General features: G+C 39.1%; 12 protein-coding genes. 1 reads left to right on the top strand and 11 read right to left on the bottom strand.

Features of this window, described 5'->3' with window-relative positions; translation table 11 throughout:
- Positions 1 to 178 precede the first annotated feature (178 nt).
- Positions 179 to 652 carry a CAP domain-containing protein gene (locus tag DBR40_RS17000; protein ID WP_158674072.1) on the top strand — a complete coding sequence of 158 codons (474 nt, stop codon included), beginning with the start codon at positions 179 to 181 and terminating at the stop codon, positions 650 to 652.
- 158 nt (positions 653 to 810) lie between these two features.
- Here the strand turns inward: DBR40_RS17000 and DBR40_RS16995 are convergent, their stop codons facing one another.
- From DBR40_RS16995 to DBR40_RS16945, 11 genes are all read right to left on the bottom strand, one after another.
- The gene (locus DBR40_RS16995; RefSeq protein ID WP_124560939.1) at positions 811 to 1683 is read right to left on the bottom strand and encodes a RimK family alpha-L-glutamate ligase; all 873 of its coding nucleotides are present in this window, start codon (positions 1681 to 1683) and stop codon (positions 811 to 813) included.
- A 47-nt stretch (positions 1684 to 1730) separates the two neighbouring features.
- Positions 1731 to 2798, bottom strand: a complete 1068-nt coding sequence (locus tag DBR40_RS16990) for a PA0069 family radical SAM protein (RefSeq protein ID WP_124560938.1) — start codon at positions 2796 to 2798, stop codon at positions 1731 to 1733.
- Positions 2799 to 2875: 77 nt separating this feature from the next.
- Entirely contained in the window at positions 2876 to 4093 is a 1218-nt protein-coding gene (locus DBR40_RS16985; protein WP_233603918.1) for a carboxypeptidase-like regulatory domain-containing protein, read from the bottom strand.
- Positions 4094 to 4194: 101 nt separating this feature from the next.
- Positions 4195 to 5418, bottom strand: a complete 1224-nt coding sequence (locus DBR40_RS16980) for a carboxypeptidase-like regulatory domain-containing protein (protein WP_124560936.1) — start codon at positions 5416 to 5418, stop codon at positions 4195 to 4197.
- Between the two features lie 154 nt (positions 5419 to 5572).
- Entirely contained in the window at positions 5573 to 7225 is a 1653-nt protein-coding gene (gene recN, locus DBR40_RS16975; protein WP_124560935.1) for a DNA repair protein RecN, read from the bottom strand.
- A 106-nt stretch (positions 7226 to 7331) separates the two neighbouring features.
- Positions 7332 to 9467, bottom strand: coding sequence for a M56 family metallopeptidase (locus DBR40_RS16970; RefSeq protein ID WP_124560934.1), 2136 nt, complete (start codon positions 9465 to 9467; stop codon positions 7332 to 7334).
- A 94-nt stretch (positions 9468 to 9561) separates the two neighbouring features.
- Positions 9562 to 9933, bottom strand: a complete 372-nt coding sequence (locus DBR40_RS16965) for a BlaI/MecI/CopY family transcriptional regulator (RefSeq protein ID WP_124560933.1) — start codon at positions 9931 to 9933, stop codon at positions 9562 to 9564.
- Between the two features lie 270 nt (positions 9934 to 10203).
- Positions 10204 to 11100: a DUF4835 family protein gene (locus DBR40_RS16960; RefSeq protein WP_124560932.1), complete on the bottom strand. Its 897-nt coding sequence runs from the start codon at positions 11098 to 11100 to the stop codon at positions 10204 to 10206.
- Positions 11097 to 12293, bottom strand: a complete 1197-nt coding sequence (gene coaBC, locus DBR40_RS16955; RefSeq protein ID WP_199748370.1) for a bifunctional phosphopantothenoylcysteine decarboxylase/phosphopantothenate--cysteine ligase CoaBC — start codon at positions 12291 to 12293, stop codon at positions 11097 to 11099. The genes DBR40_RS16960 and coaBC overlap by 4 nt, the downstream gene beginning before the upstream one ends.
- Before the next feature lie 77 nt (positions 12294 to 12370).
- The gene (locus DBR40_RS16950) at positions 12371 to 12697 is read right to left on the bottom strand and encodes a DNA-directed RNA polymerase subunit omega (RefSeq protein ID WP_025145617.1); all 327 of its coding nucleotides are present in this window, start codon (positions 12695 to 12697) and stop codon (positions 12371 to 12373) included.
- 3 nt (positions 12698 to 12700) lie between these two features.
- Positions 12701 to 13636, bottom strand: a complete 936-nt coding sequence (locus tag DBR40_RS16945; RefSeq protein ID WP_124560931.1) for an outer membrane protein assembly factor BamD — start codon at positions 13634 to 13636, stop codon at positions 12701 to 12703.
- Between the last annotated feature and the right edge of the window lie 653 nt (positions 13637 to 14289).

Genomic DNA, 14289 nt, shown 5'->3' with positions numbered 1-14289 from the left:
CCTATCTTCCTACTCGATTAAAATACCCTGTGGATGTCTGTTAGTTGTTTATGGAGTATGAAAAAGATTATGGTGGAGGATTATTTTTTAAAAAATCAATGTATCTTTCGCTAAACAAACCATAGTCATGAAATCTTTCGTCCCTAAATTAATGTGCTTAGCGTTATGCTTTGCTCTCATGTCATGTAAAAAAGGAACAGACTCTACCACTACAGAGATGCCTACAACATTAAAAATAGAAGTCTCAACCACCACCAATATCAATAACGATGCGCTTTTAAAGTTGGTTAACGATATCCGTTCTGCTGGTTGTAATTGCGGTACTACTAAAATGCCGTCGGTTGGGGCACTAACCTGGAATGTAAATTTATCTTCAGCGGCTCTTTATCAGAGTAAATACACTGCTTCTATTAAAAGCTTGGTGCACACCTCTGCAAATGGCGAAACGGTTGGCACACGCGTTAGCGCAACAGGTTATAACTGGACAACCGTAGGCGAAAATTTAGCATCTGGGCAAACTACAGAAGTGCAGGTTTTTAATGAATGGATTGCAAGCGAAAGCCATTGCAAAAACATTATGACAGCATCTTTTAAAGAAATGGGGGCTGCCAGAACGGATAATTATTGGGCACAGGTTTTTGCTTCTAAATAATTATTAGTTGTCATTTCGAGCGAAGCAAGCCGGTTTTCACCAGTAGCGCAACGCCTGCCCGTACAGGTGGGGAGAAATCTTTTCAAGTTAGATTTAGCTTCGCTGAGCACTGCGTGGTTCTCGACTCCGCTGCACTCCGCTCGAAATGACGATTATCTTCACATTAACTCCTTCAAGGCCTGATAATAGCGTTCATAATTTTGAGGGTCGGTATTCAAAAATAGAAATGGCTCAATAAGTTCCAGTTCCATCAGTAAAAATTCGCCCTTTACAAAAGTGCCATCAACGCGTGCATAGAGACAGTTTTTTGCAAATAAATCTATGTATTGTTGTGCTATGGCAATTTGATTTTTATCAGGGCTTTGCGGATGAACTGAACCGCCATGGGCAGGCTGAACCCTAAAATCGCCAGGTTTTGCCTGTTTAATCAAGGAATGGCTGTATACCCCATTAAAGAAAATAAAAGACCATTCTCCATTTTCGAGAATTTCGGGCAAAAAGGGTTGTACAATAAAGTCTTCTTCCTGCAACAGCTCATTTAGCTTTTGGTTTACTACATCCACATTATCAGCTGTAACCTTGAAAGTATTTTTAGCCCCGCCGCTTACACAGGGTTTTACAATCAGTTTATCTACCCCAAATTTCCCGAAAAAATCGTTCAGTTTAACACTTTCCTGCTTGTGAATGAAGGTACTGGGAGTAATTTTTAAACCAGCCGCTTCAATTTCCTGCAGGTATAATTTATTTGAATTCCATTTTACCAACCCAATTGGGTTAAGCAACCTTACATTTAAATGTGCTAATTTTTCAAGCCAATGGTAAAAATCGGTTATGAGGTCAAAATAATCCCAGGGAGACTTTAGAATGGCTAAATTATAATCTTGCCAGTTAATTTCAGGATCATTCCAGATAACTTTTTCAATGTGCAATCCTTTCTCCTTTAAAAAATTTAAGAGTTTATCATCTTCGCTTTCAACAGTGGCGCTATCGTAAGCGCCTTTATCCAGATAGGTAACTAATGCAATATTCATGGCACAAAATTATAGCAAATTATGAATTTAACCGGTTAATATTTCGATTAAAACAAACTGATCTGATCGCTTGGGATTTTAAAAAGGTTGTGGTTTAGAATAATATCTTTAACATTTAAGCCATTTAAACGGCAGTGCAGCCTGAAATTGTCTCTGATCATTTGAGAAATATTACCATCCCCCCGCATTCTATCTCCAAATCTGCTGTCGTTTACATTTCCACCATGGCAGCTTTGTATCATGTGCCAAACTTTATCAAAACGATCAGGGAAATTTTTACGGAGCCAGTCTTCAAATATCTGCGCAATGGCACCATTTAACCGCACCACGGTATAGCCTGCTTTTATGGCACCAGCATTGGCAACGGCTTTTAATATTTTTGGAATTTCATGATCGCTTAATCCGGGTACGAGCGGTGCAACCATAACCCCCATAGGGATGCCCGCCTGGCTCAATTCTTCAACGACCCTTAACCTTTGCTTGGCAGTGGTGGTACGGGGTTCCATTACCTGCCTTAAGTCTTCGTTTAAACTGTTAATGGAAACATAAACCATGCAAAGGTTCAGCTTAGCCATTTCCTGCAAAATATCCTTATCACGTAAGATTAACGAGTTTTTGGTGATCATGCCAATGGGCTGTTTATAAGCCAGGGCAATTTCGAGCAACTGCCGGGTAAGCTTAAATTTTCTTTCGGCAGGCTGATAGCAGTCGGTATTGCCTGAGAGTGAAATGGTAGTGGCATCCCAGCCTTTTTTCTCTAAAAAATTTTTAAAGAGGGTAGGAGCATCCTGCTTTACAATAATTTTGCGTTCAAATTCTATCCCTGCGCTATAACCCCAGTATTGGTGCGAGTTGCGGGCATAACAGTAGGTGCAGCCGTGCTCGCAGCCCTGATAAGGGTTTAGGGAATAAGCCATGCCTACATCCGGGCTATCAACCTTATTCACAATGGTTTTCGAATGCTCAAAAATAAACGAGGTTTTGCGGTCGCTTTCCTCCCAATCGTCTATCCCTTCATCGTGTTCCTTTACATAAACATCCTTTAAAAATTTATTGTGTGGATTAACCTGAGCCCCTCGCCCTTTAAAATACTGTTTTTCTTCTCCGCTAATCATAGTTAAAATTACTAATATTTTTAGTAATTCTAATTATTGAAGAACACTACTTTTCCACAATTATAAAAATGCAGGTTTTACTTTTTAGGGAGTGGAATATAATCCATAGGTACCATATCGGCTACTTTTTCGTAAGCCCAGTAACCCTCAAATAAGAGCGATCTCGAATCGTAAATGCCACCGTTTTCGTAGAAACGAACACCTTCACCCGTTAAATTGGCTACCGAGATTTCATTTTCTGGCACATCCAAAGGCCTGAAGATCCAGAAACCAGTGTTAGAGTAAGCCAGGGATTCTTTTTCTTTGGTGTATTGGATCAGCAGGGCATCGGTATAACTCAGGTACTTTAAGTTTTGGTTGTAATAATGTACAAGTGTATCAGTTAGTACATCAGCCCGAGAAAATTTATCGATGGTGCGGGGCATTTCCTTCTGTTTGGTCCAGAAAGCGAGTAAAGCTGTATCTACTTTTCCTTTAGTTTGCCTGATACCTGTTTTTTCTGGTACCGCTTTTATCTTCTCCAGATTGGTATTAATTACATACTCCGGGTAACGGTTTGGATTAGGTACCTTAACCATTTTATTGATAATAAACCCTTCCTCCTGTGCTTTGTTGGCATAGAGCGAACGGAAAAAATGCTGCGAAGAACCATAATAAGCCACTTCTCTGGCTGCAACGTATTTCTTCTTTTTCGAAGCAGAGGCTTTTAGCTCTTCAAAAAACGGGTGACCGGAATAGTAAATAATGTGTGTACGCGAGTTATACTCAAAACGATCGAGCATATATTTCAGGCGGTAGCCCAGCGCTTTATTTTCTACAATCAGGAACTCTGTGGTAGAGACAGTTAAGGTACTTTTGGTAATATCGAAATCAACATTTAAAACCTGCGGATTCAGAATTTTACATTGCAGGGCATTCGGTGTTTTGCCAATAAAGAACTCTTTAAACTGGTTAATGTATTTCTGCCGGTTGGGATCGGCCCTAACAGTTACCTCATCAAGCTGGGCAACATTTTCTTTTAAAACAAGCTCAACTTGCACCGATTTATCAGATATGATTACGCTTTTGGAATAAGGTAGGTAGCCCACAATCTGCACCAGCAAATCATAACTACCTGGTTTGAGGTTGGTCAGCTTAAAACGGCCGTCGTTATCGGCAACAGTGGCAATTTTATACCCGCTTAAATAAATACTTGCACCGGGTAAGCCATCTTTCTGATCGCGCACCAAACCGCTGATCGTGTAGGTGTTTTGTGCAATAGCATTAGCGCCCCAGATCAGGAATATTAGCGACACTAAAAGGCTTTTAATCATGGAGACGAATGTAACCAAAAGGCTTAATATTTATTAAAAAGCAAAAATATTTTTAACAATTTTAACACTTAACCACGGCTTTTTTACGGTCGTGGTGGCAAATAATCCATAGGTACACTGTCTGCGATTTTCTCCCATGCCCAATAGCCCGAGAAAAGCATCGACCGTGGGTTATAAATACCTCCGTTTTCGTAAAAATAAACCGGTGCCTGCTGTATCGTAATGGTTGATACCTGATAACCAAAATAGTCGGGTGGTCTGCTAATAGAAAAGCCAAGCTTGCCTGTAAAGGTAGGGTCTTCACTTTCTTTGGAGTAAACCACATAAAGCTTACCGGTAAAGTTCATTTCTTTAATGGCACTATCAGGTGTTAAGTGGGCCAGGGTATCCTGAAGTACAGGTGCTTTGCTCAGTACCGAAATTTCTTTAGGCAAATTTTTCTTCTTGATCCAGTAATTTAACGAATCGCCAACAGTGAGGTGGACGTTACCGGTAAAAGTTTGTGCCTGGGTAAAACGCTTAATGTTTGCATTAATCAGGCTATCCTTAGGCTTATCACGATTCGGAATACTTTGTAGTTTATTGATGATAAACCCTTCTTCAGTAGCTTTTTTATGGTACAATGATTTGAAAAAATGCTGTGGCGAACCAAGATAAGCGGTTAAACGCATTTTATCCCAGATTTCTTTTTTACGTTTCGATCCTTTTAAATCTTCATATGTAGGATAACCCTGATAATAAATGATATTGGTTTTGCGGCTGTATTCGAAATTATTAACTAAGTATTTGATCCGGTAGCCGAGTGCTTTGTTTTCGATAATCAGAAACTGATTACTTTTTACCGTAAGCAAAGCATTATCCTTATCATAATCGATAATGAGCACATTGGGGTTAATGAGTTTACACTGTGCTGCATTTGGAGTTGTACCAATAAAAAAATCTTTAAATAATGCAATGTAATAGGCCCTGTTGGGATCTGGTTTTATGGTTACTTCTTCCAATTGGGTAACACTTTCTTCAAGGAGCAGATCGAGCCTTATATCTTTATCGGCAACCACTACATTTTTATTGAGCGCTTTATAACCCAGTAGCTGTACCAGGATATCGTAGTTTCCTGGCTTTAGCGGAAGTTTATAAGCCCCGTTATTATCAGAAGAAGTGGCAATTTTATAGCCACTTACATAAATACCGGCTCCGGGTAATACTTCTCCACGTTTATCCTTCACCACACCAGTAAGGGTATAGTTTTGCGCAGAACACAATGTGCCGGCCATAATAAGCGAGAGTAGAATTAATAATGATTTCATCGATTAAATATAAACTAATTGCTTAGTTTTAATAATGCTTAATGAAAAATTTTTTTCGTGTCGGATATTTTCTATCTGGCACAGTAATCAATCCTGGAAAGCTTTTACTGTAAAAACCTAATGGCTTACAGTGGATTAAACGGTTAATGACTAATTATGCCAATAGCTCTTTTGCGTTTTCAACAGCCGATGCTCCAGGGTTTTTACCGCTCAACATTTCGGCAATAATGCCAATGCGCTCTTCCTGCTTCAATTTACGAATTCCTGTGGTAGTTTTTCCACTATCTTCGTGTTTATGTACAAAATAATGCGATTCGCCTTTGGCTGCAATCTGTGGCAGGTGGGTAATGGAAATTACCTGCATGTTTTTGCCCAGGTCGGAGATAACTTCACCAACTTTTAAGGCTGTTTCGCCCGAAATGCCGGTATCAATCTCATCAAAAATAATGGTTGGGAGCGAAGTATGCTGAGCCAACAGGGCTTTAATGGCCAGCATTAACCGTGATAATTCACCTCCTGATGCCACTTTACTGACCGGGGCAGGAGCCTGACCGGCGTTGGCCGTAAATAATAAGTTGATTTCATCTAAACCATCTTTATTCAGTTCGGCGGCTACTTTCTGGTCTAAAAATAACCTGGCATTCAGCATGCCTACTTTTTTGAGGGTAAGGCCGGTTTGTTCTTCAACCAGTTTAATGGCTTTTTTTCTATTGGTGCTTAATTGCGTAGCTTTTTGCTGCAGTTCCTGCTGAAGCTGCGAAATCTCTTTTTGAAGTTTTTCGATATGTTCATCAGAAGATAAAAGCTGGTTCAGGTTATTTTCAAGTTGTTGCTGAAGGGCCAAAAGCTCGGTGTTATTGGCCAGGCGATGTTTCTGCTGAAGTGAATAAAATAAATCGAGTCTCTGGTTTACGATTTCCAACCGATCGGCGCTGTGCAATGTGTTTTCTTCAATGGTTGCAACTTCATCGGTAATGTCTTTAATCTCTATAATCGACGAACGCAATCGCTCATACAATACATTAATGGCAGGATCAAATTTTTCTATTCCTTGCAACTGTAACGACGCTTCTTTTAAAATCTGCAAGGCCGATGGTTCGCTTTCGTTAATTAAACCTGAAGCGGTAAGCAGTGCCCTTTTTATGGTTTCTGCATGTGTTAGGCGTTCCAGTTCCAGTTCCAGTTCTTCCTGTTCACCTTCCTGTAATTTAGCTTGCTCCAATTCGTTAAACAAAAATTGCTCGTAATCCTGTTTATTTCTGGCTTCGCTCGCTTCGTTGATTAGTTTTTTTAACAGGTTATTGTCTCGCTTTAATTTTTTAAATCCGCTGCGGTAGTCATCCAAAAGCGGCTGGTGACTGGCCAGTGAATCTACAATCAATAACTGAAAATCGGTATCGTTAATTTCTTGTGTAGCGTGTTGCGAATGGATATCGATCAATTTTTCGCCAATCTGTTTTAAAATGGATAAGTTAACCGGGGTATCATTAATAAATGAGCGCGATTTCCCATCAATCGAAATTTCGCGGCGTAACAGGCTTTCTCTAGAAAAATCGAGATCATTTTCTTCAAAAAATTCTTTCAGGTTCTCGTCGGCCAGCGCAAAACTACCCTCAATCACACATTTTTTATCCTGGTTAAAAAAGTACTTACTTTCTGCCCTTTGGCCCAAAATTAAAGATAATGCACCTAGAATGATGGATTTCCCGGCACCGGTTTCGCCGGTTATAATGTTTAAACCACGATCGAATTCAATATCGAGGCTATCAATTAATGCGTAATTACGTATAGAAAGTTTTTGAAGCATAGCTTTGCGAAAATACTAAAAAGATATTTCAACATTCAATGCAAAACAAAAACAGCGAAGAATAATCTCTTCGCTGCTCAATTAAATTTGTGTGGTTTAGCTTCTTTTATTTAATTGCAATATTGATGTTATTATTATCCAATAGATTGATATTGTCAGTTTTGATAAAAGTTTTCAATGCCAGCTGGTCGGCAACTTTAAAATTGGTGTCTTTATACGTTACCAGGGCATTTTCTGTATTTAATGCTTTAACCGGGCTGGTGAAATTCTTGTTGTTGTAAAGCATCACAGCCGGCATTACATAAGTGCCTTTATTGCCGCCTTCAACTTTTTCCTTTTTTTCAATCTTCTCCTTTTTTTCTATCTTTTCTTGTAGCTCTTTTACTTCTTTATCAAACTTTTCTCTCAGTTTTTTATACTCTTCGGTTTGTTTTACTTTGTTGTTGCTGTTTTCGAAGTATAGGATATGGGCATCTCTGTATTTTTGACCCAGAGAATCGGCGCGGACGGCTGATAATCTCGCTAGATCACCATTTAAGGCACTTAACTTAATGTTTTCGATCTGCGCCCTAAATTCAGGCGTGTTTACTTTCGCAGCAACATCTTCACCCATTTTCTTCCATTTGGCCTGTGCTTCTGGAGAACTGAATTGTTTAGACATGTCTTCAGCCATTTTTTTCCATTTAGCCTGCGCTTCTGGTGAGTTCATTCTCTTTTGCATATCCTCTCCAAATTTTTTCCATTTGGCTTGCGCTTCAGGCGAGTTATATTGTTTGGCAATATCCTCTCCAAATTTTTTCCATTTGGCTTGTGCTTCTGGTGAATTATATTGTTTGGCGATATCTTCTCCGAATTTTTTCCATTTGGCTTGTGCTTCTGGCGTGTTATATTGTTTAGCTATATCATCCCCAAATTTTTTCCATTTAGCCTGTGCTTCAGGCGAATTAAACTCACGGTCTATTTTAACCCTGAATAACGAATCTTTGAATTTAAAGCCACTATCCATCTGGATTCTGAAAGCATTCCTTCCTCCAAAAAGTTCGTCCCTGTAAAAATCTTTGCGGATACTATCCGGCATTTCTTTTACTGAGTTGTATTCGGTTTTATTGCCGTTTGCATCAACCGCAACAATTTTTATTTTACGTTTTTTAGTGGTATCGGTACAGAGAGTATGGTTAAAAGTTGGAGTTGAGGCAACAAATCTCACCATTTCCTGTTTGGCTGGTTTTTTGGTTTCTTTTTTCTTTTCTGTCGGATTGATCCAGGCTATAGAAAACAAGCAGGCTACACCAAGCGTTAGGGCTGCCATTTGTTGTTTGGCATTTAAATAATTTGTTTTCATGTTGGTTATTCTTTTAATACGTTGATATAAATTCTGGGTCTTGCCAGTTGCTGCCAATGCATAAGCAGGACTGTTTTTATCTTTAAGCAGTTCTAGTTTAAGCAAGGCATGGGCATAGTTTAGTGGTTTTCCGGTAATTTTAAGTACCAGATCATCACAGGCATGTTCGCGTTCAATATGGATAAATCGGCCTGCCATCCATACAAACGGATTGTAGAAAAGCAGGGTTTCAATGGCTGTTTTAATCAGATTTAGTAAAAAGTCGTTTCTTCTGATGTGAGATAGTTCGTGGATGAGGATCGCTTCTACCTGATCGTTATCCAATTGGTTTACCAAAGCCAAAGGAAACAATACAACTGGTTTTAGATAACCAATAACCAAGGGCACATTCACAATAGCCGACAAGTGGAACTGGATACTTTTTTTGATTTTAAGATGCGCTGTTACTTGTTCGAAAATTGCTTTCCAGCTTTCGGGAATGGCGCTTAAGCTATCTTTTTTAAGTTTAGCTAACTGATTGTAGCCTTTAGCAATTACAAAGAGTTGAAGCAAAATCCCAATGATATAAAAGGCTACTACAATTGGGAAATACTGCTCGGCCTTACTGCTAAAGCTGGGGGGCAGGTTGTTGAAATATTGATAAACCTGGATATTTTGTGCATTGATTGCAGGTGCCTGGTTATTGGTGCTCAGCATCATCTGACTAATAAAATTGTAGCCAAAACCAATAAACATTAAGATGATGGCACTAAAAGCTAGGTTGTGTTTGTGCTTTGCTGCCAGTTTAGGTAAGCTAAGCATTACGATAAATAACACACCGTAAATAATAGCACTTTGCCACAATGAGTTTAAAATACTCCAGCCAAATGCTTTGATGAATTGTTGTAATAAAGTTTCCATAATGGTGGTTTTAATTTTTTTAACGGGTTACACCCGAATAATCATTTCAATTAGGGAGCAATACCCTACACCGTTCAACCCTCAACTTTCGGCCTTATTTAAGGCTGTCTAAATATTTTTTAATTTCATCAATCTCATCTGCACTTGCGCTGTGGTTACCCAAAGCTTGCATTACCAATCTTGCTGCTGATCCATTAAATACATTGTCGATCATTTTGTTTACCAATTGTTTTTCGGTTTTATCCTGGCTAGCCAATGCTTTATAGATGTGTGTTTTTTGGTTAGTATCTCTTTCTACCATTCCTTTTTCATGCATAATCTGCATTAGCTTTAGGGTAGTGGTGTAGCCTGAGTCTTTTTTGTTCAATGCTTCATGCACTTCTCTTACCGTTGCATTCCCCTTATGCCAAAGCACCTGGAGGATTTCCATTTCGCCTTCTGTTGGTTTGATGTTGTTATTCGCCATATGTTACAGGTTGTACGAATTATTTCGTAATCAAATGTACGAAGATATTCGTAAGATCAAAATGTTTTAACAAAAATTTAACTATTGTACCGGGTTAAGTGTTTAAACGGGTTAATTGATTATAAGACGCAGGTGAGGGAAGAAAGTTGCATCTGGTGGAAGGTTAACTGTTTAAACTGGTTAATTGCTTAACTTTAGGAGCCTGGTAAAAGGTTAGTATGTTGAAAGTGTTACTAAACGGTTAACCGATTTAAACAATTAACCATTAAGCTAGTTTTTCTTTAACCCTTCATATTTGCCAATGTTTGCCGGATCGATTTCTGCCAGCATATTGTAGGCTTTTAAACGTTCCTGTACATTCAGTTTGGCCAGTACATTGGTTACTTCTTCGGCTTTTGAGGCGAAATAAACGTTAGGGAAGATAGAACCCAGTTTCTGTTTATCCATTTGTTGCAGGGCAGGTAGGGCAGCCACAATTTGGTTCAAACCTTTTTCGTTATCTGTTAACTGATCCAGGCCGCTTAAGTGGTAACTATAAATAAAGCTCCGTAGTTCGCTAAAAATGGGGTTTAGCACATTCTCGTTAAACCAGAAACGGTTGCGTAAACCGTCAGCTGCTTTCCAGCCGGTATTGCCCGAAGCCTGCGCCAGGTTAATGATATTTTGTGCTTTTTTATAGAAAGGAGTGCCACCCATTTTGCTAAAACTGTCTTTATCCATACCGATAACGGTATAGGCATAGTAGGTGAGGAGTGCACTGATATTAGAAATATAGTTCTGATCAGAAAAATCGATGGTAGAGCCATCCAGATAATTGAAATCGAAGTTTTTATCGCTCATGTTCAGCAAGGTGCTATTATACGAACTGTTAAAAACCGGACGACTGCTCTGAATCTGAGCTTCGGCCGTATATCCCGATCCACCATCCCAGGAGTTGATGGTGATGATGAAACTACAGTCGATACGCTCTTGCGGCTTGTAAGCTTCGTTACTGAATTTGTTATTATTTAAATAATCGCGGATTGTTTTTTGAAGGGCATCAAGCGTTGGTCTGCTAATGTTCGACACCTGGGGAGCCAGTACAGTTACACGCGCATTTAATTCTTGCGCCTGTAGTTTACCAAAGCCGGTTAGGAATACCAACATCCAAAAAATCCTTTTTATCATTTTGCAATTTTTAAAATAGCTGAGCAAATATCTTTAGCAACATCGGCTTTAGCTTTCATGTCGAAAACACTACGTTCTAAAGCCTTGTTAAAAATAGTAATTTTATTGGTATCTGATTTAAAACCTGCGCCCTTATCGTTTAAAGAATTTAAAACTACCAGATCGAGATTTTTCTTTTCCAGTTTACCTTTGGCATAATTTTCTTCATCGTTGGTTTCTAAAGCAAATCCAACCAGAATCTGGTTTTCGTTTTTTGCTTTGCCCAGAGTAGCCAGTATATCAACCGTTTTTTCGAGTTCGAGAACAAGATTGCTATCTTGTTTTTTGATTTTGTGTGCCACTACAGTTTTTGGCCTATAGTCTGCCACGGCAGCGCACATTACGGTAATATCAGTTTCAGGGAATACCAATAAGCAAGCGTCGTACATTTGTTGTGCACTTACTATATCTGTCCTTTTTACAGTTTGACTCGATTTTTGAGCTGTTGGTCCTGCTATTAAAGTTACATCAGCACCTAGTCTGGCCAGTTCATCTGCCAGGGCAAAACCCATTTTACCTGAGGAATGGTTGCCTATAAAACGAACAGGATCTATTGCTTCGTAAGTCGGTCCGGCTGTTACCATTACTTTTTTGCCGTAGAGTGGCATCGATTTTTTGATCGCCTCATCCAGAAAAGAGATAATTTCTTCAGGCTCTGCCATACGACCTTCTCCATATAAACCGCTGGCCAGTTCACCGCTTCCGGGTGCAATTACGATATTGCCGTAGCTGTTAATTTTTGCAATGTTGGCCTGTGTGCTTTCGTGTTTCCACATGTCTAAATCCATTGCCGGGGCAACATAAACCGGGCATTTCGCCGAAAGGTAAACTGCAGTTAGCAGATTGTCGCAAATTCCGGTAGCCAGTTTGGCCAGGGTATTGGCGCTAATGGGGGCAATGATGATCAGATCGGCCCATAGGCCCAATTCTACATGATTGCTCCATACACCGGTTTCCTCTTCGAAATACTGGGTATAAACGGGGTTTTTAGAAAGCGTAGCAAGGGTAAGTGGTGTTATGAAATTAGCACCATCAGGGGTAAGGATAACCTTTACGTTTGCACCAGCTTTTACAAGCAACCGAACCAGAAAGGCCGATTTATATGCTGCGATGCTGCCGCAAACGCCAAGGATTATATTTTTATTTTTTAGCATAATGCAGAGTACATAGGGCATGGAGCATAGAGCGTAATGCTAAAAACGCTTTGCTCTAAACGCTATGCGCAATGCTTTTACTTTTGTTCTTTAGCAGGATTCCTGTGATAAATTTTCTCGTTCAAAAATTCATCAATAGCAACTAAAACAGGCTTAGGCATACGTTCGTAATGCTTGCTGATTTCAATTTGCTCGCGGTTTTCGAAAATTTCTTCCAAATTATCGTTGCTCGATGCAAATTCTGCTAATTTACCGTGTAACTCCTCTTTAACGTTGTTCGAAATCTGATTTGCTCTTTTAGCAATTACAACTAAAGATTCGTATAAGTTATCTGTAGTTTTATCTAAATCGTGTACGTTTCTGGTAACTGTAGTGTTTGGTACAGCAGGTTTGTTAGTATTCATGTATTACTTGTTTTTAATATCCGTTTTATTTGTTGCAGCAGTGGTATCTTTTATTTTACCAGCTCTGATCAGCATTTTCTTGTATTTTTCCTGTTCAGTATTATACAAGGCAATTTCTTGTTTGGTAGTCACAATACCTGCTTCAACATCATCTTTCAGTTGTTTGGCATCTTTGGTATATTGGCTTTCAGGATGGTTTTCGGTAAACTCAGTATATAAAGCCAAAGCTTCATTGTAACGGTCTTCCTGGCGATAAACCAAACTGTTTTTAGCATATAAATATTGTGCCTTAATCATTAGGAAATCCATTTCCTCGGCATATTTAATATCCGGGTAATCTCTTTGCGCATTTTTTAAAGCAATAACTGCAGCTCTGTAATTATCGATATTACTAGGACCGGTAGTTAAATACATTTTAGCATTTTCAAAAGCCTTATCTTCCAGTTTACCCCTTAAAGTGGCAATGTACTTGCCGGCAGCAGCTGCACGGTCGCTGGTAGGATATAAGTTGATAAAAAGCTGCAAAGCATCAATCGCCTTATAAGTGTTTTCCTGGTCTAAAGAGAAATTCGGCGATTCTAAATAGTAGCAATAAGCGCCCATATACCTTGCCTCTTCAGCATTTTTACTTGCAGGATAAGTATCTGCAAAGCTTTTAAACTGGTATCTGGCTGTAGTATAATCACTTAATCTATATAAGGTATAAGCATAATAGTAGTTCAGATCTTCAGCTTCTGCACGGCCACGGTATTTCTGAGAAAGGTCCTCAAAAAGCACCAATGCTTTACTGTAATCCCTTTTATTATACAAACGAAGCGCCTCCTGGTATTTTTTACCTACGTCGTTACTCGCCCTCAATTTCTCGAAACGACTTTTACAACCCGCCACACCCAAAGCGGCAACAAATACTAAAATAATTAAGTGTTTAACTTTAAACATTCTGCAAAGATAATTAATAATACGATAACATCAATAAAAACAATTCGCCACTAAGCTATGCAAAGCAATTCAGTACAAATAAAGAGTTAACAATTTTTAACATATATATAGTGTGGTTCGTAATGCGGTAGCTTATTCTTTTCAGGTATTGCTTTTATATATGCTTTATATAGTATAATTCATTTTCCTTTATTTAAAAAGCAATGTCTGTACTACTAATAAATGCCTGTACTACTATATAGGTATGTTCTCGTCCTTTGCTTCAAATCCTCTCCCGATTGAAATATCGGGATGTGGGTTTTTCACTCCGGCCAGGTTTAGGTGGTTGGGGCGGTGCAAGACAGGTCATCATAGCACGCAAAAAGCAAAAACCGCCTTCAGACCTTAATTTCCTTAACTGCTTAATGATGAAAAAAAGCATAGTGCATGGAGCTAAGCGCCTATAATAGTGGAGATGGCTTTGCGTGCTCTGTGCTTTTCTTCGCGCCCTCTGTGGTTAAAAAGCGGCTTGCAAACCTTTACCAGTCAGCCAAAGCGCCAACTATTCCACTACTTATAATATTATTTCCTGCTGTAAACCATTAAGTTAGCCTAATATCCCCAAAAAATCGATAAAAGGATTTGTGCGGGTTATAATTTTTCCTACCTTTGCA

It is taken from the genome of Pedobacter sp. KBW01 (assembly GCF_003852395.1).
Classification (GTDB): domain Bacteria; phylum Bacteroidota; class Bacteroidia; order Sphingobacteriales; family Sphingobacteriaceae; genus Pedobacter.
The sequence above is the reverse complement of the archived record's forward strand: the minus strand, read 5'-3'. Positions and strand labels throughout refer to the sequence as shown.